The sequence below is a fragment of the Flavisolibacter tropicus genome, assembly GCF_001644645.1.
Taxonomy (GTDB): Bacteria; Bacteroidota; Bacteroidia; order Chitinophagales; family Chitinophagaceae; genus Flavisolibacter; species Flavisolibacter tropicus.
Genome location: NZ_CP011390.1, coordinates 4,783,056 through 4,805,316 on the forward strand (window position 1 = coordinate 4,783,056; position 22,261 = coordinate 4,805,316).

The following is a 22,261-nucleotide window of genomic DNA, read 5'->3' on the forward strand; positions in this document are numbered from 1 at the left end:
AAGAGCCACTCCTGCTGTTTGATATATAAGAAAAGAAAAGGCCCGTTGCCGGGCCTTTTCTTAAAAGGAGGAGCGCACCGCAATAAGTATATTCCTTCCAGGAGCAGAAAAACCGGAAGCAAATGGCCTGTAGTTACGATCTAGCATATTTTCTATCCCAGCCTGTATTGTCAGGTTTTTGGTAACTGTTGCACTGGCTTTTAGGTTTAGTGTATACCAGGCAGGGTAGCCCTCTGGAATTACCTGCTTGGATACATAGCCATTGGGTGCTGCATATTGAGGATTATCCTCACCCTCAACAATCATATCTTTGACGCGTTTCCACCCATTGAAAAGTGTGTAGGCATCTAACGTTAGCCAGTTATAAGCATAACGAAGCGAGACCTTTCCGTAAAATGGCGGTATATGATCTAAAGGCCGGGAGCTTACGTAAGCTGTTGAATCTATGTAGCTGCCATTGCTACGTTTCAGGAATACATTCGAAAGCTTGCTTTCATCTGTTTTATAACGTCCATAAGTGTAGTTGATGGTTCCATAGGCACTTAAACGTTGGCTAATGTTTGCAGTGATAGTAGCATTGACTCCATACAGGTACGCCTTATTCACGTTTTGATTAGCCAATCCTTTCACTGTATTGCCATTATAAAATGTTGATTCTTCACCATTCACCTGGTAAGGTGCTAAGGCTATAGCATTGCGAAAAAGCGTATAAAATCCGGTTGCTTCCAACCGTAGCTCTTTAGTGATCGAATGACTAAACCCTAGATCTGCATTATAAGTGTATTCTGGCTTGAGGTCTGGATTCGGTACAATCAATTGACTATTGCTGGATTCAAAAATGCGAGCTGCATCATCAATATTTGGAGCACGAAAACCTGAGGAAAGACCAACCGTTAAGCGTGTTCTATTAGAAGGCATATGGATCAGACCAAGATTACCAGTTAGCGCTAAATTGTCCTGGTCAATAGTAGTAAACGGAAAGTTGAAAAAGGAATTGTCGGCGATGGTAGAATGAAGCGTTACAGCTTGTATGCGGAGCCCATCATTCAACACCCATTTACCATTCCCAAATTTGTAGGTATGTTGACCGTACATACCATAGTAGTTCATGCTATTATCACCATTGGGATAACGGCTATCTAACTTAGACACGGCTCCAGTCTGGGTATTCTTCCTAAATGCGGTAGACTGCAGTCCGTTTAGCTGAGCATCAACACCTACTGTTAACTCATGTTGCTTCCAAAGCTTACGGGCATCTATAGTGGCAGAAATTACACCCAGATCTTCGAGCCGGTTGTCCAAGCGATCATACCGGGTATAATCGCGCTGGTGTCGGCTCTCTTCTATGTGCTGATAGCTAAGAATGGTGCGAAAGTTATCAAAGGTGCCCAGCTTATTTATATTCAGCTCATAGGCAGCTAATGCCCGCTCTTGAGGACCATAATACCATTCTGCATAGCGCAAAGCTCCATTACGAACATCTTGTAATCGATCGTAGCGTGGTATATTACTGCTATTGGACAGTTGCAGATTTAGCAGGTGCGATACCTTTTCACTAGGCTTGTAGATAAGCTTTTGCGTCATATCCCATTGCTGGTAACCAGAGAACTTCTGTATGCGGTCATCTTCATTGGTTACTATGCGATCTACACCATTGCTTGTTTCTATGTATTGCGAGCGACGGCCATAGTTGGGGTATTTATCAGTGTAGTTATCGCCCATCCGCATGTCATCAAAATCGCTGTAGTTGTAAGCTTGCAACCAAGCCCATTTACGTCCGCCAATACTTAAATCAATATGGCCGGTTTTTTCATGGTTGGCACTGCTATAACGTAAAAAACCAGAGCCTGTCCACAGGGTTTTGCCGGTGGTACTAAGTTTTGGCATTTTGGTGCGCATGTGCACCACGCCCCCCAAGGCATCGCTACCGTAAAGAGTAGAGGCTGGACCATACAATACTTCTAGTTGCTCCAGCATATTTTGATCTACAGTGATCACGTTCTGCAAGTGACCAGCCCGGTAGATGGCATTGTTCATACGTATACCGTCTACTACTAATAAGACACGACTGGCTTCAAAACCTCGAATGACAGGAGATGAGCCACCTTGCTGGCTTTTTTGTACAAAGACATTTCCTGTACTAATCAATAAATCTCCCGTGTTTTGTGTATTCTGTATGGCTATCTGACGGGCTGATATAACATCTATTTTTTGAACAATATTTTTCTTGCGTTCAGCAAATTTGTTGGAGTAGATGATTACCTCATCTAAGTTTTTTTCTTGAGTAAATGATGTGTCCTGTTGTGCCCACAGGAAGGCAGGCAGCAACAGCCCAAGGCTAATCCCTAAAGCTTTTTTCATGATGAAGGATTGGTAAAAAAAATAATGAATAAAGGGTTGGTTAAAAGGAAAAGCGTAAAACTTTAGGTGGGGGTGCCAGAATTGATAACAGAGGCGGGAAATAAAATAGAGAGAAAATGGAAAAGCGTTTTGGTAAAAGCTTAGTTATGCCAAAACTTACTGAATAAAAGGAAAAGAAAAGAAGGCAATGGCTGAGTACTAAAAGCTGTATAACTATTAGTGTTTGTTCATTATTACTCCATGTGCCATTTAACAGGTTTATTATTTCAGTTTCCTGCTCGTCAAATACACCTTGAGCAGTTAGTGTCCCATTGGTAATAGAATAGGACTTAACATCAAACAGTTGTCCATTGATCAAAAGCTCTTTGTCTTCTTCATACCAAATAACCTCATTTTCCTGTAATGCTATAGATTGTAAAGCGTCCCTTTGCAGGGACGCTTCAATACGTTCTTTTATATAAAACTGAAACACTTGCAGGCTACCCATAAACAGAAGGGGTGCCAGTGTAAGCAGTAGAAAAAAGATGGGTATAATATAATGACCTTTCTTTCTCACATTGTTGTTACAATGTTACAGCTTTAAGACTCAATCAAAATGTTACCTGTCATTTCTTTTGGTATCGGCAGCTCCATCATCGTTAAAATGGTGGGGGCAAGATCACCCAATTTTCCGGGTTTGACGGTACCATGCCAGTCTTTATCAATAATAAAGAAGGGTACAGGGTTCGTTGTGTGCGCCGTATTGGGCGAGCCATCTCCATTGATCTCGTAATCGGCATTGCCATGATCGGCTGTTAAAAAGATGGTGTAGCCGTGTGCTAAACCGGTAGTTACAATTTGTGCTACACAACTATCTACGGTTTCTACTGCTTTAATAACTGCATCCCATACACCTGTATGGCCTACCATATCAGCGTTGGCATAATTCAGACAAACAAAGTCCACTTCTTCTTTTTCCAGTTCTGGCACAATAGCATTGGTAATTTCTAGCGCACTCATTTCTGGCTTCAGATCATACGTTGCTACTTTAGGGGAAGCCAGCAGAATGCGTTGCTCTCCTTGAAATGGTTCTTCGCGGCCCCCACTAAAGAAAAAGGTAACGTGAGGGTATTTCTCTGTTTCGGCAATCCGTATTTGTTTTTTGCCAGCATTCTGTAATACTTCACCAAGCGTATTGGTTAGGTTATCATTTTCAAAAATCACATGCACGTTTTCAAACGTTGCATCATACTCGGTCATAGTAGTATAATGCAGGTTCAGCTTCTTCATATCCAGGTTAGGGAAATCAGTTTGTGTTAACGCCTTAGTAATCTCCCGGCAGCGATCGGTACGGAAGTTAAAACATAACACGGCATCGCCTTCTTTGATAATGGCTATGGGCTGCTCGGCTTTTGTAATAAGTGTTGGAAGTATAAATTCATCCGTTACATTATTGGCATAAGAATCTTCAATGGCCTTTACTGCTGAGGTAGCGTGCTGGCCCATTCCTTTTACTAAGGCATCATAAGCCAACTTTACGCGTTCCCAACGGTTGTCGCGATCCATGGCATAATAACGGCCGCTTACGCTGGCAATGGCACCTGCCGATACGGCCATATGCGCTTCCAGCTCCTTAATAAAGCCAAGGCCGCTTTTAGGGTCTGTATCGCGTCCATCTGTAAAGGCGTGTACGAATACGTCTTTTAAACCATTGGCTTTACAGACATCCAGAATGGCTTTTACGTGGTTAATATGTGAGTGCACTCCACCATTGCTCACTAAACCCATTAAGTGCAGCGGTTTGTTGTTTTTAGCGGCAAAGTCAATGGCGGCCAAAAGTTGAGGGTTTTTGGCAAATTCGCCTTCCCGGATGGCTACATTAATGCGCTGCAACTCCTGGTAAACAATACGACCGGCACCCAGATTCAGGTGGCCTACTTCCGAATTACCCATTTGCCCCTCTGGTAGCCCCACTTCTTCACCACAGGTAATTAAAGTGGTGTTAGGATATTTATTGTATAAAGAATCTACAAATGGGGTATTGGCAGCTTGTATGGCGTCAGCATTTTTTACTTGACCAAGGCCCCATCCATCCATGATCACTAACATTACTTTTTTCTGTGGCATAACTGGTTAATATTGATTGAAGTATGCAAAGCTATAAAAACGTAAAGGTTTTGTTTAATTTAGCAGAGAAACTAACTTAAATCTGTACTGTGGCACATTTTTCGATCATAGCGGGGCAAAAAAGGCCAATATCTATGCAACAGATTTTTACGCTTCTTAGTGCAGTCTTGATGCTCATCATGAGTGCGTTTGCACCGGTGAGTGAAAAGACTACCCCCACTAGCATTACGAAGCCCGTCAGTGGCTTAGATGAAGTCATTAGCGCCTTGCGTACGGGAAATGCCACCGAGCTGGCCAAGTACGTGGACGATAATATTGAAATTACGCTGCCAGATAAAACAGATACCTATAGCCGTGCACAGGCTATCATGGTGCTGCAGGATTTCTTTGCTAACAATGGAGTTCGCTCTTTTGAGATCAAATTCAAAGGCGATGGTAGTGGCGGTAGCCAATTCTGTATAGGTACATTGCAAACAAAGGCGGGTGCCTACCGAACAACGATCCTCATGAAAACCAAGAATGGAAGGCAACTTGTTAAACAGATTCAGTTTCAGTCCATTTAGGCTTCATCTAAAACCATATTATCCCTACAGCCCCGCATTAGCGGGGCTTTTTTGACCGAGGATTAGTGGGATGGGTAGAGGATTAGCAGGATTTTGAGATTCCAGATTTGATGTTTGGGATTTGAAATTGGTTGCAGGCTTTGGGAGGCTTTTTGGTTGCCGATTTAGATTGGCGATTGCGGATTGGGAAGAAAAGCCGCTTGCTTTTAGTATCTTTAGGGTCTTCTCTTTTAAGGTGTTTCCTGCCTTTCTTATTACACTTTTTTACTATTTCTACAGGGTTTTTATAGACTGATATACGGTAGTGGTAGGGCTCAGGTACGGGTGAGGTACGGACTTCATACGGAGTTAGTATGGACCGGATACGGAGTAACCTAGTATTCCATACGGAGTAACCATGAATGGACAGAGGAGTGGCAGTGAAGGAACATAGGAGTAGCAGGCAAGGAACCATGAAGGATGGGGGATTTGGGGGTTGAGGATTATTAGTTTCCTCTTTTTCTCCTTGGCAATATGCGAAACCTTTTCTTCCTAATCCCTAAATCTCCCCAAATCATGGTTCAGACTATCTTTGCCTCATGATAGATTTTGATGCGCAGTTATACAAGTTGGTAGAGTCCGCCCTGCAAGAAGATATAGGCAATGGTGATCACTCTACCTTGTGCTGTATACCAGCTGACGCGAAAGGAAAAGCGGTTTTAAAGATCAAACAGGATGGTATACTGGCAGGTATTGATGTGGCTGAAAAGATATTTAAGTACCGGGCCCCAAACGTGGTGTTTAACCGCTTTAAATCAGATGGAGAGCCTATGCAATCTGGTGAAACGGCTTTTGAAGTGGAAGCTGGAGTGCATACCATTTTGCAATGCGAGCGGCTGGTGCTGAACATTATGCAGCGCATGAGCGGAATTGCCACCCTTACGGAGCAATACACCCGTCAATTAAAAGGCTATAAGACTCGCCTGCTGGATACCCGCAAAACAACACCCAACTTCCGGTTATTAGAGAAAGAAGCCGTGCGAATTGGCGGCGGTGTGAACCACCGCTTTGGCTTGTTTGATATGATCATGCTGAAGGATAATCATATCGATTACTGTGGCAGTATTGAAGAGGCAATTTTGCGGGCGCACGATTACGTGGTGCGTTATCAGCCTCAATTAAAAATAGAGGTAGAAACGCGTAGCCTGGAAGATGTAAAGAAAGTATTGCAAATGGGCGTAGGCAAAGTGCACCGGATAATGCTTGATAACTACACGCCTGCAGAGGTTAAAGAAGCCGTACAGCTGATTGGTGATGCGTTTGAAACGGAGGCTAGCGGAGGCATTAACTTAGGCACTATTACCAGTTATGCCGAAACAGGTGTAGACTATGTAAGTGTAGGCGGTTTGATCCATCAGGCTAAGAGCTTGGACCTAAGCTTAAAAGCAGTAATTATTTAAACCGAACTACTCACCATTCACGACTCATAATTCACGATCTCATGAGCAAGAAAAATAAAAGTGACCGCCATGGTTTTGTATACAGTACTGATCCCAACTTTCGCTTTGAAGAAGAAAACGAACCGGTACAAGAAACCCTGCCACCGCAGCAACAAAAGCTAAAAGTAAAAATGGAAACCAAGCACAGGGGTGGTAAGGCTGCAACATTGGTAGAAGGTTTTATAGGTACGGAAGAAGACTTTCAGACCCTTGGTAAAAGTCTTAAGAACTTTTGTGGAACAGGTGGGTCTGCTAAGGACGGTGAGATATTGGTACAAGGCGACCAGCGCGACAAAGTGCTGCAGTGGTTATTGAAAAACGGTTATAAGAACACTAAACGAATCTAATTGCTGCTTAATACACTTATTGTACTGGCATTTACCTGTGGCTTCATCGGAATAGTATTCTATGTACTTCACGGTGTTTATCGAATGAAGGAAGATACCCGACGAGAAAATTTATATAAATCCATCAGCGATTATGCCCTGCTGCTTCTTTGCATACTAGGTGTAATTATCATGCTTTATTATGCGCAGTATTCAGATTAGCCATTTGCTATAGCTATAAAGACCAAGAGGAAATGCCATGCATTTCCTCTTGGTCTTTATGATGTTAATTGTTTTAATTGATTGGCAGGTCTTTCTTCATTTGATTCAAAATATCATCCCACTCTTTAGTTGGAAAGCCTCTTCCTTTTTTTAACTCTATGGCACTGGACATCGTGGTAAGGGCTTTTTGTTTTTGCCCTTGCTTGTATAATAAGCAAGCATAGGTATGCAGTACTTCCGGCGACTCAAAGAAGCTTACCGCTTTGGCAGCCCACTCAGTGGCTACAGAAAGTAAAGATGTATTGGATGTCATTTTGTAGAAGTTCCATGCTCCTGCATTTAACTCCAACATATAGTTTTGGGTAATAGGTCGGTAGGTTATGTTTGAACGTACTTGTATGGTGTTGCCATTTCGGATAGTATCACGCTTGGCTGTTTTTGCTATTCGTTCTCTATTGATTGTATCAATCCTTTTAATGGAGTCAACATTGAGTGCCATATAATAGCGATCGTAATAGGCAATGGCATTTTTGAAGTAGTTAGTTGTATCGCTGGTTTCTTCATAAAATTGAAGCATGTTTTTGTCATAGACCTTAATGCCTGCCGCGCTACCAGAATAGGTTGATTGAGCAAAACGGGCTACTTGATTCGCATATGTTTCATCATGATTTTTGATAGCAATATTTATAGATTTATAGATAATGCGGTTATTGAGAGTAATACGAGTGTTCAAATCCATCAAGTACCAGGCTTTATTAAAGTTCATTGGGGATTGACGCAATGCTTTGTCGGCCTGGCTGTTGATGGATGGTGCCATTTGTGCAATAAACTGTAATGTTCGGGCTGATTGCAAGGAGTCTGCAGGAAGGGTTGATACATATTCATCAAGCAGCTCTTCTGTAGATAGATTTAATGATTGTTTCTTTAGTAGCAAGGCTTCCAAAAAGCCAGGACTTTTGTTTCCCTTTTTGTATTCAGCTTCCAGTTCTGCAACCTTTAAGGTTTCCCCAGCTTTTTCAATCGCTATGTCTATCTGCTGTTGATAGTGGGTTGGAAATGATGAAGTTTGCTGAAACGCATGAATCAATGTTCCATCTTGATTGATAAACAACGAGCCAAACCCTGTACTAATATTATATTGTTGACCGATGTATTTCCGTTCTGGATGATCGGTTGTTATTTTAAGAGGAATAAATGCTTCTTTAATTCTTTTTGAAACAGCTGCGTCGGACAAGCCTTTATCACCTACTTCATTACATTGTGAGCAGTCGCTTGCTTCAAACTGAATAAATAGAAGCTTGCCTTCTTTATGAGCCTTTTTCAAGGCTTCTTTAAAGCTTATATTCTGGAAATCTATTTGAGCATTGGCCCAATGGCCAAGAAACAATAAGAGTAGTATTGGTATATATTTCATACGGTAAGTAATGAGGTCTAAATATAAGAGACCACTTCTGGCTGTACAATAATCATATTGGGTTATAGAATATTACTTTGGTGCTTTATTGCTTTTACTTGCTTCATCTCTATCAACCCTGAAAGCCATTCCGTTTATGACTGCCATCACAAAAAGGTTTGTTGCCTGAGCCTCCACAGCGACAAAGTGCTACTTTCTCTCTTTTTTCTTCCTGGCCGTCGGGAAGTTTGATCAGGAAAGATCCAGAGATCAGTAAAGGACCATTAGGTGTTACATGTATAGCAGTAGTCTCTGTTTGTGTAGGATCTAACGGTGTGGCTTCTGCGCCCGCGATTTCAATACTCAATGCGCCGCTTGGACATTTGCTTACTTGTTCAATAATCATTTCACTGTTACTGCCTTCCATATTTACCCAAGGGCGTGCCTTTGGATTGAATACTTCCCCCAAGCCCTTCCAACAGTTAGTAGAATGCATGCAGAGTTTCGGCTTCCATACTACGGTGATCTCTCCATTGGTGTATTTTAATGTCTCTTTCGCCATGATAACTTGTTCTTATGAAGGTACAATAATTCTCTGCTCAACCTTGAGGCCTGTCAGGAGGGAATAAATGGTTGAACTGATCAATACAGGCATGAACTTTTTAGTCTTTATGAAGAACATTAAACTATGGCAGGCTTATACAATTCTATTTCAGTTTCCGAAGCGGCTGCACTTCAAAAAGAGATGCGTAACAAGCTCATCCTGGAAACACTTGAGAACTTTATGGTTCATACAATTGGTGGTGCCGATATTTCTTTCAACAAATATGAAACGACAGTGTATGCCGGCATCATTGTACTCAGCTTTCCAGACCTGCACCCGGTTGCCTATTCACTAGTGAAGACAGAGGTTACTTTTCCCTACGTTTCTGGTTATCTGGCATTCAGAGAAGCGCCGGCACTTATAGAGGCATGGGAGCAGCTGCCTCAAAAACCTGATGTATTGGTGGTAGACGGACATGGCATTGCACATCCCAGGCGCATGGGCATAGCCTCACATTTTGGTGTATTGACGGGGCAGCCAACGATAGGTTGTGCTAAGAAGATCTTGTTTGGTAAATACGAACCACCACTTGATGTGAGAGGTGCCTACAGTTACATTCATGATAAGGAAGATGTATTAGGGGCCGTATTACGGACTCGTGAAAAGGTAAAACCAGTGTTTGTGTCGCCGGGGTATAAATTAAACCTACAGGATAGCATCAACATTATTCTACAGTGTATGGGCAAGTATCGTATACCGGAGCCGACGCGTAGGGCACATGAGCTGGTAAATGCCTTTAGAAGAGGGGAGTTGCAGGAAGGTTATATAAAGCTGTAACATAAGCATAAAAAAACAGTTGGCAACATCGGGTAGTCCCCTGCTGCCAACTGTTATCTATCAACGATTAACTATTAAGCCTTAACGGTTAACAGTCTTTTCTTATTGTCCTTGTGCCAGGCTGTAGCTGCGTTTATCACCCCACATATTCAATATCTCCAGTGAGCAAATTTTAAAGTCTGCACTCAGTGATACATACAAGCCAATGATGTCTTGTTGTGTCAATGCCTGGTTATTGATGCTTTCAAAGCGTAAGTTGAACTGGTTTACCAGGTTGGTAAACTTTGAACCAGTAGGCCACACCTGCGTACCGCGGTTAGAGACATTGATCAACTTGAACTTGGTACCGCCGTGATGTTGGCATTTCTGCGCAATAACATCCGGTTGTTCAATGCTTTCAATAAACATATCTACACCAACAATCTTCTCTTCCTCAGCTTCTTTTGAGAACATCATTGGGTTTCTTTCCAAGTGACAAACAGCTGGTGTAATTGGTTTGTTAGGGATCATTGGTTTCATACCTTGTTGAGGTACGCGGCCAAAGTTGGCAATGATAGCGTTAGCAAACTCGGTTGTATTCACTGATGGCTTGCTTTTATCACCAAAGTCACCAGTATGTACACCTGTCTCCAAAGTATACAACAGTGCGTTTTCAATAGTTGCAGCATTCTCTGTCAGTCCTAAGTGACGTAACATAGCAAGACCACTCAGTAGTAGTGCAGTGGGGTTAGCAATGTTCTTCCCAGCAATATCTGGCGCTGTGCCATGCACTGCTTCAAAGATGGAGATATGATCACCAATATTAGCAGAAGGGGCAAAGCCTAAACCGCCCACTAAGCCAGCACAGAGGTCAGAGATGATATCACCTTGCAGGTTGGTCAATACGATTACATCGTACTGCTCTGGCTTTACTACTAACTGCATAGCCAAGTCATCTACAATCTTGTCGTCAGCATTCAATTCGGGAAATTCTTTCGCCACTTCGTAGAAGCACTCCAGGAACAAGCCATCGGTAAGCTTCATGATGTTAGCCTTATGACCGCAGGTAATGCGGCGAGCACCTTTTTGCTGTGCCATTTCAAAAGCATAACGGATCACCTGCATACTACCTGGACGGGTGATGAAACGACGGCTCAGTGCCACATCGTGTGTAAGCATATGCTCAATACCACCATACGTGTCTTCAATATTCTCACGAACAATGGTAACGTCGATAGGGATACCTGCTTTGGAGAAGACGGTGTCTACGCCGTGCAGTGTTTGAAATACGCGCTTATTGGCGTAAGTATTCCACGTTTTTCGTGCAGTAACATTCACACTTTTTACCCCTTTACCTTTTGGGGTTTCCATGGGACCTTTGAACAAAATCCCCAGTTCTTCAATGGTGCGTTGTGCCTCTGGAGTCATACCATTAGAGAAGCCTTTATCAAACACCCATTTACCCATTTCTACATACTCATATTCTAAGTCTACCTGATTGGCTTTGAAGATGTTAAGAACAGCTTCCATAATTTCCGGACCTATACCATCGCCTTTAGCAACCGCTATTTTCATATAGAGGGTTTTTTATGTTAGGCAAATTTAGGGGATGTGGAAAGGAATACCCGTAAAAAAGGATTTGAATATTATGGTAAGGACTTTGATTATTATAAATTAAAATTGTGGTATGGTTAGTAAAATATCAGAAGGGGTGAAGATTAGCGTGGAGACTTTCTACCAGCAAGATTATTCCAATCCGATCCAATCAGAATACATGTTTGCGTATCGCATTACTATAGAAAATCATAACGATTTCCCTGTGAAGCTGCACAGTCGTCATTGGTATATTTTCGATAGCGATGGTTCTTATAGAGAAGTGGAAGGAGAAGGTGTGGTAGGAATGCAGCCAACTATTGAGCCCGGCGACGAATATCAGTATGTGAGCGGTTGTAACCTTCATACAGAAATGGGACGTATGCACGGTGCTTACCAAATGGAGAACCTGCATAATAAACAGCTCTTTGAAGCAAACATTCCAGCTTTTGAAATGATAACACCGTTCAAGTATAATTAATTGGAACCGAGATTTGGGGAGATGGAAAGATTATAATGAAAAAGATAGTTTGAGCGATCAACTTATTCATTATAGCCTAGAAGATAAACAAGTTATTTTAAACGTACCTGCTATCCTGTGCTCTTTCCCATCTCATAATCCAGGTTTGTGAATAGAAACGTTTATCAAAAGGCTATTGTAGTTCATTTTTTAAAAGCCTTTACCAGAAGTACTCAGCAAGAGTGCTATTGTGGCCTTTGCTTAGCCAATTTTAACATTACAGTTTTGTTTGGTAACAGGCCTTCTATAAACTAAAATGTTCTTCCCTGCCATTTCTATACAAAACGGTCAATTGTCGTTTGTTGTCTATATGGTCAATCCTATAACGTGTATTAGTCAGTTCTTTTGACAGAAAGAAGTTAGGCTCTATGCTAATGAGCTCATACTGGCTTTGATCTGCTTTTCGCTCCATAAACAATTTTGTGCCTTTTGCTACTATTTTGTATTCTCCAAAGTCTCCTGTCAATTGCCCTGCTTGTACAGAATTCAGTACTAACGGTGATAAGTTTGCTTTGATATCATCGGCTATCCATTTTAACAGACGTTGCTCTTCTTTACTAGTGGACTTTGTAATTTTCTGATTGATTAATTCCAAATGGGATATTAACAACGCTTGTTCTGACTCAGTCGGTTTATCTGGAACAACGCCTACGCCTTCCCAATTTGATTGTGTAACTGTATTAATAACATGTCCAAATGGAATAAAAAGAGATAAGGTGACTCCATCTTTAAATTGATAAAAAGGGATAGGACGGCCAGGGTTAGCTCCGCCTTTTGTAGTATCACCAACCACTGTAACACGGTTTAAATGTTTAAGATCATATACGAATTCTTCAGCAGAGGAAAATGTCACATCGCTGGTAAGTATATAAACTGGCCGGTTTAAATAACGGGGACCATCTAATTTTTTAAAAGTATAAATACTATCAATATTGCCATCTTTCCACTTGTAGGTAATCAGGTGTATAGAAGTTTCTGGTAAAAGATAACTACTAACAAGTCTTGAATAAGTACCGCCACCGTTTTTACGCAAATCAATAATCAGTGCATCTGTATTCTTAACGAAGCTAAAGACTGCTGCCATCAGACTTTTATCAGTTTCAAAATCACCAAAACTAGTCAGCTTTAAATAGCCAATATTGCCAGGTAAAACTTCTACTGCCGGTAACCCTTCATTCAGGTAGGAGGGGTTTTTTAGGTACATCGGCACCGCCTCTTTTTTCGTAGTGGTTGTATTAACAGCAGGCTTTTGATAAGTAATGCGGATGTGCTTGTCTTTAGTAGTAGCATATATATCCTCCTCAATTGTCTTAAAGAGTCGGTCAAGTGTTGGTGCATTATTATACCGTCCTGCTTTTTCTGCAGCATCTAATCGCTGGATGGTAGCTGGAACAGTTTCCTGGAAATAATAATTGGTTTGCAATTGCTCTTTGATTCCCTTTAAAAGGGCCATCCTTTCTTCTGCTGTTGGAAGGCTTTGTGCAAAAGATTGTAGGCTGGCAACTACTAATAAGCAGTTGAAAAGAATTGTTTTGGTGTACATAGTATTGGTTTACCAAGGCAAGTTAAGCGAAGTAGCATCTAATCTTAACCTATTGGGATGAGTGGGAATCAGTTAAAAACACAAATATTGCAAAAGGCCCTGCTTAAGGGCCTTTCAATAGAGTGGATGTAAATTTCTGCCACTACTTCGGTCTATACTTACTCTGCTCAAAAATTTCACGTGCAGGCTTAGCTAATACTTCTTGCAGGCTAAGCTCATCATGGGCGTCAGCATATTTCTGCACAATGCGCCAGCCAATCCATTGGCCAATGTTACCAGGAGAGGCTTCGGGCATGTTTTGCGTAAAAGGAGCTTCGCCAATATAGGTTTGGATAACGTGCGGTTCAATAGAATAGGGATTTTCGTTTTTCAAAATATACCCCCAAATATTGCCTTCATTTTCTTTGCTCCAATCCAGTTGCTTTTGCGTGTAACCTGTTTTCACGCTGTCTGCTGCATCGGGCAACAGATGATCTAATAAATACCAGGCCTTTCCTTTTTCTACCATTTGTTCTATTAGTGGCCTGCCAACACTTTGGTCAGGATAGATATCATCGGCAATAGCCTTAATAGCATTCGGCACTATGTATTCCTTATCAAAACGGCGGGAAATGTACGTTGGGTACATCTGTTGAATAGGCTCTTCCTGATATACGGAAAAGTTCTTGCCTGCAAACTGTTGCAAGCCTATGCCCAGGTAATCGGGAGTAATAACAGCACCCGGTACATCTAGTGGACCTACAAAAGTGATCACACGTGGCAGTTTATAGTTGGGATAATAATACTTTACATATTTGAAGGACTGGGTAAGATCCTCAGTAAGCCAGTTTAGGTTTTTGTATTTGAGCTGTAAACTATCGTTAATGGGTTTATAGCTACCGTACACTTGGCGGATAATTGAAAACGCAGTGGTGTCCATAGGATTTACCTGTAAAATATCGCGCATGAACACAGGGTAGAATGCTGGAAAGCCATTGCGTAAGTCAACCAGTCCGTTTCTCAGGTTATTGGTATCTATCTTAAAAAAAGCCTGCTCAAAGCGTTCCACTTGTACGTTTTCTACCTTGATGCCAGAAACATCTGGCTTCTTTTTACCAGAATTACAAGCTCCAAGAGTAAGTAATGTTATAGCTAGTATGAAGTATTTCATAGTCACGCAAATAAACGCAGATTTGATTACTTTATTCTTAAAACCAAATGTTGAGATTTTTTAATATAGGATAAAGCATTATCATTTCGAGACTATTCACTAGTATTGATTAACTCCTTTATTCCTTTGCCTCTTGGCGCCTTTGCGTGAAACTCAATCATCCGCGTTTATCTGCGAAATCTGTGGGCACAAAAACTGCAGGCACAAATCCAATAACTTTGTTCTATGAAGATTTTCTTAGCCCAACAGAATTACCATATTGGAAACTTCGAAGCCAATGCTCAAAAGATAATAGATGGAATTAGCAAGGCTAAAGAGGCCGGAGCCGACTTGATCATGTTCCCAGAGTTGTCTATTTGCGGTTACCCTCCCCGTGATTTTGTAGAGTTTAAAGACTTTATCGATCAGTGTTACAAAACAATTGACCGGGTAAAGGAACATGCCGATACGATAGGTGTACTGTTGGGCAGCCCGGCATATAACCCTCAAAAAGAGGGGAAGGATCTGTTCAACGCTGCCTTCTTGTTGTATGAAAAAGAAATCAAAGCCGAGATCCATAAAACCCTGTTGCCGACTTACGATGTGTTTGACGAGTACCGCTATTTTGAACCGGCCTTTGAATGGCGTTGTATAGACTTCAAGGGTAAAAAGCTGGCTGTTACCATTTGTGAAGATATCTGGAACCTGGGTGATAACCCGCTATATCGTGTTACGCCAATGGAGCATTTGATAAAAGAGAATCCAGATGTGATGCTCAATATATCGGCCTCACCTTACAACTATGCGGCAGATACCGTGCGGAAAAGCATTATTGAAGCACACGTAGCCAAGTACAGCATACCTATGTTGTATTGCAATACGGTGGGCGCGCAAACGGAAGTGATCTTTGATGGCGGTAGCTTGGTTTACGATATCAATGGCCAGTTGATAAAAGAGATGAAATATTTTGAAGAAGACTATGCCATTGTTGACCTGGAGCTCCTTACGCAAAAGAAAGACATGCCTGCCGTTGCGCATAAATACTATTACTCTGCGAATGAAGTAGGTAGGGATACGGATACGCTGGATTACCTTACCGATGAAAAGAGTATTTCTGAAATTCATCAGGCCTTGCTGCTAGGTATACGTGATTACTTTGGAAAGATGGGCTTTAAGAAAGCAATTCTGGGTGCCAGCGGCGGTATTGACAGTGCGGTAGTACAAGCCCTGGCTGTTGAAGCATTAGGAAAAGAGAATGTGCATGTGTTGCTGATGCCTTCAGAATATTCAAGCGAGCACTCCATTAGTGATGCTGAGGAGTTAAGTAAGAATTTAGACAACCGCTACGATATCGTACCTATTAAAGATGTATACAATCAGTTTCTCTCCACATTAAAGCCTTTGTTTAAAGATTTGCCCTTCAGCTTGGCAGAGGAAAATATTCAAAGCCGTTCCCGCGGCAATCTGTTAATGGCTGTAGCTAACAAGTTTGGATACATCTTACTTAATACTTCCAATAAAAGTGAGCTAGCTGCTGGTTACGGTACCCTGTATGGTGATATGGCCGGTGGTATCAGTGTGCTGGGCGACCTGTATAAAATGCAGGTATATGCTCTGGCCAAGTATATCAATCGTGAAAAAGAAATTATTCCCAATAATATTATAACTAAGGCGCCCTCAGCAGAATTGAGGCCCGGACAAAAGGATAGCGACAGCCTGCCTGATTACCATATTCTGGATCGGATCTTATACCAATATATTGAGCTGCGCCAAGGCCCTAAAGAGATCATTTCCTCTGGCTATGATGCTGCGTTGGTAAACCGGATTTTGAAACTGGTAAACACTGCCGAATACAAACGCAATCAATTTTGCCCAATCATACGTGTCAGCAGTAAAGCCTTTGGTGTAGGTCGTCGTCTGCCTATTGTGGCTAAATACCTGTCCTGATTTCGGACAAAAGAAGTCATAGTAACACCTTTTTCCTGAGCAAATCGATGTTAGGCTAGGTTATACTTAATTATGGGTATAACTCTAGCTTATTCCTGTAAATGTTCTGACCAACTCCGTAACATTACGGAGTTGGTCAGAAAAATACCAGACGTATGTAAAGCTTATTTGGGATTAGGGCATAAGATGGGAAGCGCATAAGAAAGTGCAATTCCTATCCGTGTACTGATGTCTTTAAGAATATATGCTTATTAAAGTGAATGAGTAATCCTGTTAATCCCACCAATCCATTCCATCCACGGCCCGGATTTTTTATACTACTTATTACTAAACAACCGTTAACTCTTAAGAAGTTATTAGTAAACTCTGCAATTAGTAGGCCATTTTTTAAAAAGAGGCAGACAATTTGCTAATAGCAGTTCGTATTTTCAATTACCTAAACCCTAAATATGTACAGGACAGCCGAAGATATCCGTCAACTCAATGATAAAATAAGCTACGCAGGCAGGTTTATAGATGTATTACGTAAAGAAGTAGGTAAGGTCATTATTGGTCAGAACTATATGTTGGACCGCTTATTAATCGGTTTGCTCAGCAACGGGCACGTATTGTTGGAAGGGGTACCCGGACTGGCAAAGACTTTGACGATCAAATCGCTTTCCCAGGCTGTACACGCTAAGTTTAGTCGTATTCAGTTTACTCCCGATCTTTTACCGGCCGACGTGATCGGTACCATGATCTATAACCAGCAGCGCAATGAATTCATTGTGCGCAAGGGGCCCATCTTTACCAATTTTGTGCTGGCCGATGAAATTAACCGTGCTCCAGCCAAAGTGCAGAGTGCCTTATTGGAAGCCATGCAGGAACGCCAGGTAACCATTGGTGATAATACGTATAAGCTGGACGATCCCTTCTTAGTACTGGCTACACAAAACCCACTGGAGCAAGAAGGTACCTATCCCTTGCCGGAAGCCCAGGTAGACCGTTTCTTGATGAAGGTTATAGTGGGGTATCCTACAAGAGATGAAGAGCAGCTCATTATTCGCCAGGCTGTGCAAGGCTTGTCTATGCCGGTGATAAATCCTGTAGTATCATTACAAGAAATCATTACTGCCCGCCAAATGGTGCGCGATATATATTTAGATGAAAAAGTAGAAGGTTACATCTTGGATATTGTATTTGCTACCCGTAAGCCCGATCAGTATGGCCTGGATAAATTAAAACCTATTATATCCTACGGTTCATCTCCCCGTGGTAGTATTAACCTGGCAATAGCTGCCAAGGCGCAAGCGTTTTTGAATAGGCGAGGGTATGTAGTACCGGAAGATGTGCGTGCTATTGCAGATGATGTATTACGTCACCGTATTGGATTGACGTATGAAGCGGAAGCCGAAAGCATAACCACTGAAGATGTTATTGCACATATTATCAAGAAGATCAATTTGCCGTAGAGAAGATGACAGAGGATAGTTGTAAGTTGGCAGGAAAAACTAACTGCAATGACAAACTATCAAAATCTGGACGCTTAGAAAAAGAGTATGGAACTAGTAAAGAATGTATATGATTTAGTTAAAAGATATCCAAGAGAGGAATTGTATGCTTTAACACAACAAACAAAAAGAGCAGTGGTGTCAATCCCATCCAATATTGCTGAAGGGATAGGTAGGAATTATAAGAAAGATACCATTCAATTCTTGCACATTTCAAGAGGTTCTTTGTATGAGTTAGAAACTTTGTTGTTGATTGCTCATTCATTGGACTTTCTGGAAGAAGTTAGTTTGGATTCTTTGATCAGGCAGGTTCAGGAATGTTTACGTCTCTTAAATGGATTGATTGCCTATTATGAGAAGTCAAACCTGAAATAACTGTCAACTGTCATCTCTCAACTGTCAACTATTAATGCTAACAACAGCAGATATATTAAAGAAGGTTCGCGAGCTGGAGATTAAGAGTAAAAAGCTTACTACAGATTTATTCACTGGTGAATATCATAGTGCTTTTAAGGGACGTGGTATGTCGTTCAAGGAGGTTCGTGAATATGCGCCTGGCGATGATATACGCTTTATTGACTGGAACGTATCGGCGCGTTTTGGACACCCCTTTAGTAAAGTGTTTGAAGAGGAGCGCGAGCTAACAGTAATGCTGCTTATTGATGTGAGCGGCTCTTCTCTGTTTGGTACTGTCAATAATCGCAAGCGTGATATGGCAACAGAGATCGCTGCCGTGCTGGCATTTTCAGCGGTTAACAATGGTGACAAAGTAGGGGCCATCTTGTATAGCAACAAAGTGGAGAAGTACATTCCACCCCGTAAAGGGAAGCAGCATGCATTGTTCCTGGTACGCCAGTTATTGTCTATTCAAAGTGAAGGCAAGGGGACCTATTTGAGTCCGGCCTTAAAACTGTTCCAGAATACCACACGCCAGCGGAGCATTGCTTTCATCTTAAGCGACTTTATCGATGCCAATTATAGTGAGTCTTTACGCGTGTCGGCGAACAAGCATGATGTAGTAGGGATCAAGCTATATGATAAAATGGATCGGTTCTTACCAAAAGTAGGCTTGTTGAAAGTAGAGGATGCTGAAACTGGTGAACAAAAATGGGTGGATACCAACAACGATCTGGTGCGTCATGAATACGAGCGAGAGTTTTTTAGAATTACTGATTATTGCAATGAGGTGTTTAAGAAAAGTGCAGCCAGTCTCTTGCATATTCGTACAGACGAGGATTATGTAAAAGTGCTACAACATTTCTTTATTAGTCGGAATAAATAATGACAGGACGGATTTTAACGATACTTCTTTTTCTTTTCTATACCCAAACAGGCCTTACCCAGAAAACGAATGTAAACGTAGCGGTAGATCGCAACCAGATTTTAATTGGTGAGCAGCTTACCTTAACAATCGAGGCTGTAGTGCCCAACGCTGGTTACTGGCCGGCTATTGACACCATACCGCATTTTGAGATCATGCAGTCTAAAATAGACTCGCAGCAAAATGGCAATAATCTACAAATCAAGCATACCCTTACGCTGACTAGCTGGGATAGCGGGCGCTGGAGCATTCCTGCAATTGTTATTAGCGGACACAATAAGACAAAGCCTATACCCATTACCGTTAGTTTCTCTTCACCATTTGATCCGAATCAGGATTATCATGATGTAAAGGATATCATGGAGGTAGAACGGCCCGCGCGGGAAACATGGTTTTGGTATCTTATAGGCTTACTGTTACTATTTGTTTTATTTGTCTTGCTATTTCCTACTAAAAAGAAAAAGAAGGCAGAAGGGTTTGTGCCGGATGAGGGTATTTACCGCGAGTCATTAAAAAGACTGGACAAGTTACAGCAGCAACCACCTGCTGAAGCCAAACTGTTCTATACAGAAATGATTATTATTTTCAGAGATTATCTCTATAAGCGAAAGGGTATTCAGTCTCATGCGCAAACTACAGATGATCTCAGCCATCAATTGAAAAAGTTGGATTTAGATGATGCCACATATCGCCCGCTGGTTCAAACGCTGCTGTTAAGTGACTTGGTAAAGTTTGCCAGGTTTGAGCCGATAAAAAGCGATAATGAAAAAGCATTGGATACGATCCGTCAAAGTATAATAGCTATAGAGAAAGGACAATGATGCTATACGATTGGGTACAAAATATAGAGTTTAAATATATCTGGGTTTTGCCGGCATTGGGAATGTTGCCAGTGTTGGCCTGGTTGCGCTTTCGCATGGCGCGTTCGTTAAAGGCCGCCTTTCCGGTAACTACTACAAAGGCATTCCAGGAACGGGGTGGTAAAGCCGCATGGGTGCAATTTCCTTTTTGGCTGCAGCTGTTGGCTATTGGCTGTTTGCTAGTAGCGTTGGCTCGTCCGCAAATACGGGATGTACGTAATAGAAAAACAGGTGAAGGCATTGATATTGTACTCTGTATGGATGTGAGTGGTAGTATGCTCTCGCAGGACTTTTCACCCAACCGCTTATCGGTGGCCAAGGATATGGCTATTGAGTTTGTACGCAATAGGCCCATTGATCAAATTGGCTTGGTGATCTTTTCGGGTGAAAGCTTTACACAATACCCGATTACCACCGACCATGAAGGGTTAGTAACACAGATTTTAAGTCTTCGTAGTGGGATGTTGGAAGATGGAACCTTAATAGGTGAGGGGTTGGCTACATCCGTTCAACGTTTGGCTACCAGCAAGTCGAAGAGCAAGGTTGTTATTCTGCTTACCGATGGTAAAGAAGAAGCACCTGAAACCCGTTTGATTGATCCGAATACCGCCTTAGAAATTGCTAAAGCAAAAGGTGTACGTGTATATAGTATTGGGATGGCGGGCATGGACCGGGTGCTGGTCCAAGAGGGTGGTGTGGTTACCCGCTCTGAGCCGCTTTTAGATGAGGCTTTGCTTAAGCGCATTGCTACTCAAACGGGTGGACAGTACTTTAGAGCCCGCAATAAGGAAGGGCTACAACTGATTTATGAACAAATTGATCGCTTGGAAAAGTCTAAGGTAGAAGTCACTTCTCGTACCCGTTACCAGGAGCAGTTCCCGTATTTTATTTTAGCTGCACTTATACTCCTTGCCTTATCATTACTTTTGAAGTATACAATCTTACGTACATTTCCATAATGGCAACAGGTATAGTTTATAGGTCTACAGGTAGTTGGTACAATGTAAAGGATGAACAAGGGAAGTTCTGGAATGCCCGTATAAAAGGTGTTTTCAAGCTTGATAATATTACCTCAACCAATCCCATTGCCGTAGGTGACCTGGTAGAATTTGAAACCGAGAATGAAAATGAAAACTCGGTTATTATTACCAAGATTCATGGCCGTAGGAACTATATCAACCGGCAGTCGCCACGCATGAAGCACCAGCATCATATTGTGGCGTCAAATCTGGATCAGTCAATACTAATAGCTACTGTAAAAGATCCGCGCACCTCACAAGGCTTTATAGATCGCTTTCTGGTGGCTTGTGAAATGTACCACGTACCTGCCGTTCTTATTTTCAACAAGTTAGACGCCTATAAAGACAAGGACTTTGAGCAGTTGGCTATCATGCAAGAGATGTATGAAGGTATAGGCTATAAAGTGCTACCGCTTAGTGTCAAAAACAAAACAGGATTAGAAGAGGTAGAAAGTTTGCTAAAGGATAAAACCTCTCTAATAAGTGGACATAGCGGAGTAGGGAAGTCGTCGTTTATAAATACTATTATTCCGGGGAGTAAGATCAAAGTGAAAGACGTAAGTAATTGGAGTGGGAAAGGGCAGCACACCACTACGTTTGCAGAAATGTATGATCTGCCTTTTGGTGGAAAGATTATAGATACTCCAGGGATGCGCGAATTTGGACTGGTAGATGTTGGGCGTTTTGAGTTAAGCGGCTATTTTCCCGAAATGCGCGAACGCCTGAATGATTGCCAGTTTAATAACTGCCAGCACATAAACGAACCAGGTTGCGCTATTAAGCAAGCTGTAATTGATGGAGAGATTACCGAAGATCGTTATGTAAGCTATTACAATATCTTAGTGAGCATTCCGGAACAAAGCTGGAAATAAAGGGCCGAGCACGCCCCGGCCCCTAAAGGGGAGGGCTGCGCTCGTGAATGGTCAATGGTGAGTGGTGAATAGGGCTGCACGCAAACCCTTAAAAGCAAACGCACTTATAAAACAAAAGCACTCCTTTAATTGGAGTGCTTTTGTTTTATTTATCAATT

The 22,261-nt window shown here is 41.9% G+C and carries 20 protein-coding genes; 12 read left to right on the forward strand and 8 right to left on the reverse strand.

The window, feature by feature from the left end:
- Nucleotides 1-60: 60 nt before the first annotated feature.
- The 3 genes from SY85_RS20480 to gpmI are packed head-to-tail and all read right to left on the reverse strand — an operon-like array spanning nucleotide 61 to nucleotide 4,467.
- The gene (locus SY85_RS20480) at nucleotides 61-2,361 is read right to left on the reverse strand and encodes a TonB-dependent receptor (RefSeq protein WP_082886634.1); all 2,301 of its coding nucleotides are present in this window, start codon (nucleotides 2,359-2,361) and stop codon (nucleotides 61-63) included.
- A 40-nt stretch (nucleotides 2,362-2,401) separates the two neighbouring features.
- Complete coding sequence (locus tag SY85_RS20485; protein WP_066407071.1) at nucleotides 2,402-2,917, reverse strand: hypothetical protein; 516 nt, start codon at nucleotides 2,915-2,917, stop codon at nucleotides 2,402-2,404.
- 23 nt (nucleotides 2,918-2,940) lie between these two features.
- Nucleotides 2,941-4,467 (reverse strand): 2,3-bisphosphoglycerate-independent phosphoglycerate mutase, encoded by a 1,527-nt coding sequence (gene gpmI, locus SY85_RS20490; RefSeq protein WP_066407073.1) that lies wholly within the window; start codon nucleotides 4,465-4,467, stop codon nucleotides 2,941-2,943.
- A 179-nt stretch (nucleotides 4,468-4,646) separates the two neighbouring features.
- On the opposite strand from gpmI, the gene SY85_RS20495 reads away from it, so the two are divergent.
- From SY85_RS20495 to SY85_RS20505, 3 genes are all read left to right on the forward strand, one after another.
- Nucleotides 4,647-5,030 (forward strand): DUF4783 domain-containing protein, encoded by a 384-nt coding sequence (locus SY85_RS20495; protein WP_066410028.1) that lies wholly within the window; start codon nucleotides 4,647-4,649, stop codon nucleotides 5,028-5,030.
- A 578-nt stretch (nucleotides 5,031-5,608) separates the two neighbouring features.
- Complete coding sequence (gene nadC, locus SY85_RS20500) at nucleotides 5,609-6,469, forward strand: carboxylating nicotinate-nucleotide diphosphorylase (protein ID WP_066407075.1); 861 nt, start codon at nucleotides 5,609-5,611, stop codon at nucleotides 6,467-6,469.
- Between the two features lie 41 nt (nucleotides 6,470-6,510).
- The gene (locus SY85_RS20505; RefSeq protein WP_066407079.1) at nucleotides 6,511-6,855 is read left to right on the forward strand and encodes a translation initiation factor; all 345 of its coding nucleotides are present in this window, start codon (nucleotides 6,511-6,513) and stop codon (nucleotides 6,853-6,855) included.
- Nucleotides 6,856-7,129: 274 nt separating this feature from the next.
- On the opposite strand, the gene SY85_RS20515 is transcribed toward SY85_RS20505, so the two are convergent.
- The gene (locus SY85_RS20515) at nucleotides 7,130-8,470 is read right to left on the reverse strand and encodes a thioredoxin family protein (protein ID WP_066407084.1); all 1,341 of its coding nucleotides are present in this window, start codon (nucleotides 8,468-8,470) and stop codon (nucleotides 7,130-7,132) included.
- 112 nt (nucleotides 8,471-8,582) lie between these two features.
- Complete coding sequence (locus tag SY85_RS20520; protein ID WP_066407090.1) at nucleotides 8,583-9,011, reverse strand: (4Fe-4S)-binding protein; 429 nt, start codon at nucleotides 9,009-9,011, stop codon at nucleotides 8,583-8,585.
- Between the two features lie 126 nt (nucleotides 9,012-9,137).
- Here SY85_RS20520 and nfi point away from each other — a divergent pair, with 126 nt between their 5' ends.
- On the forward strand, nucleotides 9,138-9,830 hold the full coding sequence (gene nfi, locus SY85_RS20525; protein ID WP_066407092.1) for a deoxyribonuclease V: 693 nt from the start codon (nucleotides 9,138-9,140) through the stop codon (nucleotides 9,828-9,830).
- A 102-nt stretch (nucleotides 9,831-9,932) separates the two neighbouring features.
- On the opposite strand, the gene SY85_RS20530 is transcribed toward nfi, so the two are convergent.
- Complete coding sequence (locus SY85_RS20530; RefSeq protein ID WP_066407094.1) at nucleotides 9,933-11,384, reverse strand: NADP-dependent isocitrate dehydrogenase; 1,452 nt, start codon at nucleotides 11,382-11,384, stop codon at nucleotides 9,933-9,935.
- A gap of 112 nt (nucleotides 11,385-11,496) precedes the next feature.
- Between SY85_RS20530 and apaG the strand changes: the two genes are divergently transcribed.
- Nucleotides 11,497-11,883, forward strand: a complete 387-nt coding sequence (gene apaG / locus SY85_RS20535) for a Co2+/Mg2+ efflux protein ApaG (protein ID WP_066407101.1) — start codon at nucleotides 11,497-11,499, stop codon at nucleotides 11,881-11,883.
- A gap of 283 nt (nucleotides 11,884-12,166) precedes the next feature.
- On the opposite strand, the gene SY85_RS20540 is transcribed toward apaG, so the two are convergent.
- Together SY85_RS20540 and gldB are read right to left on the reverse strand one after the other, a co-directional pair.
- Nucleotides 12,167-13,465 carry a S41 family peptidase gene (locus SY85_RS20540; RefSeq protein ID WP_066407104.1) on the reverse strand — a complete coding sequence of 433 codons (1,299 nt, stop codon included), beginning with the start codon at nucleotides 13,463-13,465 and terminating at the stop codon, nucleotides 12,167-12,169.
- 142 nt (nucleotides 13,466-13,607) lie between these two features.
- Complete coding sequence (gldB, locus tag SY85_RS20545; RefSeq protein WP_066407106.1) at nucleotides 13,608-14,615, reverse strand: gliding motility lipoprotein GldB; 1,008 nt, start codon at nucleotides 14,613-14,615, stop codon at nucleotides 13,608-13,610.
- Between the two features lie 225 nt (nucleotides 14,616-14,840).
- On the opposite strand from gldB, the gene SY85_RS20550 reads away from it, so the two are divergent.
- The 7 genes from SY85_RS20550 (at nucleotide 14,841) to rsgA (ending at nucleotide 22,103) form a co-directional block, all read left to right on the forward strand.
- Nucleotides 14,841-16,541, forward strand: a complete 1,701-nt coding sequence (locus SY85_RS20550; protein ID WP_066407115.1) for an NAD+ synthase — start codon at nucleotides 14,841-14,843, stop codon at nucleotides 16,539-16,541.
- A 449-nt stretch (nucleotides 16,542-16,990) separates the two neighbouring features.
- Complete coding sequence (locus SY85_RS20555) at nucleotides 16,991-17,992, forward strand: AAA family ATPase (RefSeq protein WP_066407116.1); 1,002 nt, start codon at nucleotides 16,991-16,993, stop codon at nucleotides 17,990-17,992.
- Nucleotides 17,993-18,079: 87 nt separating this feature from the next.
- Nucleotides 18,080-18,406 carry a four helix bundle protein gene (locus SY85_RS20560; RefSeq protein WP_066407118.1) on the forward strand — a complete coding sequence of 109 codons (327 nt, stop codon included), beginning with the start codon at nucleotides 18,080-18,082 and terminating at the stop codon, nucleotides 18,404-18,406.
- A 34-nt stretch (nucleotides 18,407-18,440) separates the two neighbouring features.
- Nucleotides 18,441-19,313: a DUF58 domain-containing protein gene (locus SY85_RS20565; RefSeq protein ID WP_066407119.1), complete on the forward strand. Its 873-nt coding sequence runs from the start codon at nucleotides 18,441-18,443 to the stop codon at nucleotides 19,311-19,313.
- Nucleotides 19,313-20,173 (forward strand): BatD family protein, encoded by an 861-nt coding sequence (locus tag SY85_RS20570; RefSeq protein ID WP_066407123.1) that lies wholly within the window; start codon nucleotides 19,313-19,315, stop codon nucleotides 20,171-20,173. Before SY85_RS20565 ends, SY85_RS20570 begins: the two co-directional genes overlap by 1 nt.
- Nucleotides 20,170-21,171 (forward strand): vWA domain-containing protein, encoded by a 1,002-nt coding sequence (locus tag SY85_RS20575; protein ID WP_099459401.1) that lies wholly within the window; start codon nucleotides 20,170-20,172, stop codon nucleotides 21,169-21,171. Before SY85_RS20570 ends, SY85_RS20575 begins: the two co-directional genes overlap by 4 nt.
- Nucleotides 21,171-22,103: a ribosome small subunit-dependent GTPase A gene (rsgA, locus tag SY85_RS20580; RefSeq protein ID WP_066407125.1), complete on the forward strand. Its 933-nt coding sequence runs from the start codon at nucleotides 21,171-21,173 to the stop codon at nucleotides 22,101-22,103. Before SY85_RS20575 ends, rsgA begins: the two co-directional genes overlap by 1 nt.
- Nucleotides 22,104-22,261: the final 158 nt, after the last annotated feature.

Excerpts from the sequence above, each read along its gene's own strand:
- nfi (WP_066407092.1), top strand. The coding sequence starts at position 9,138 with ATGGCAGGCTTATACAATTCTATTTCAGTTTCCGAAGCGGCTGCACTT.
- rsgA (WP_066407125.1), top strand. The coding sequence starts at position 21,171 with ATGGCAACAGGTATAGTTTATAGGTCTACAGGTAGTTGGTACAATGTA.
- gpmI (WP_066407073.1), bottom strand. The coding sequence starts at position 4,467 with ATGCCACAGAAAAAAGTAATGTTAGTGATCATGGATGGATGGGGCCTT.
- SY85_RS20570 (WP_066407123.1), top strand. The coding sequence starts at position 19,313 with ATGACAGGACGGATTTTAACGATACTTCTTTTTCTTTTCTATACCCAA.
- SY85_RS20565 (WP_066407119.1), top strand. The coding sequence starts at position 18,441 with ATGCTAACAACAGCAGATATATTAAAGAAGGTTCGCGAGCTGGAGATT.
- SY85_RS20575 (WP_099459401.1), top strand. The coding sequence starts at position 20,170 with ATGATGCTATACGATTGGGTACAAAATATAGAGTTTAAATATATCTGG.
- SY85_RS20495 (WP_066410028.1), top strand. The coding sequence starts at position 4,647 with ATGAGTGCGTTTGCACCGGTGAGTGAAAAGACTACCCCCACTAGCATT.
- SY85_RS20560 (WP_066407118.1), top strand. The coding sequence starts at position 18,080 with ATGGAACTAGTAAAGAATGTATATGATTTAGTTAAAAGATATCCAAGA.
- apaG (WP_066407101.1), top strand. The coding sequence starts at position 11,497 with ATGGTTAGTAAAATATCAGAAGGGGTGAAGATTAGCGTGGAGACTTTC.
- SY85_RS20505 (WP_066407079.1), top strand. The coding sequence starts at position 6,511 with ATGAGCAAGAAAAATAAAAGTGACCGCCATGGTTTTGTATACAGTACT.
- nadC (WP_066407075.1), top strand. The coding sequence starts at position 5,609 with ATGATAGATTTTGATGCGCAGTTATACAAGTTGGTAGAGTCCGCCCTG.
- SY85_RS20540 (WP_066407104.1), bottom strand. The coding sequence starts at position 13,465 with ATGTACACCAAAACAATTCTTTTCAACTGCTTATTAGTAGTTGCCAGC.
- SY85_RS20555 (WP_066407116.1), top strand. The coding sequence starts at position 16,991 with ATGTACAGGACAGCCGAAGATATCCGTCAACTCAATGATAAAATAAGC.
- gldB (WP_066407106.1), bottom strand. The coding sequence starts at position 14,615 with ATGAAATACTTCATACTAGCTATAACATTACTTACTCTTGGAGCTTGT.
- SY85_RS20480 (WP_082886634.1), bottom strand. The coding sequence starts at position 2,361 with ATGAAAAAAGCTTTAGGGATTAGCCTTGGGCTGTTGCTGCCTGCCTTC.
- SY85_RS20530 (WP_066407094.1), bottom strand. The coding sequence starts at position 11,384 with ATGAAAATAGCGGTTGCTAAAGGCGATGGTATAGGTCCGGAAATTATG.
- SY85_RS20550 (WP_066407115.1), top strand. The coding sequence starts at position 14,841 with ATGAAGATTTTCTTAGCCCAACAGAATTACCATATTGGAAACTTCGAA.
- SY85_RS20520 (WP_066407090.1), bottom strand. The coding sequence starts at position 9,011 with ATGGCGAAAGAGACATTAAAATACACCAATGGAGAGATCACCGTAGTA.
- SY85_RS20515 (WP_066407084.1), bottom strand. The coding sequence starts at position 8,470 with ATGAAATATATACCAATACTACTCTTATTGTTTCTTGGCCATTGGGCC.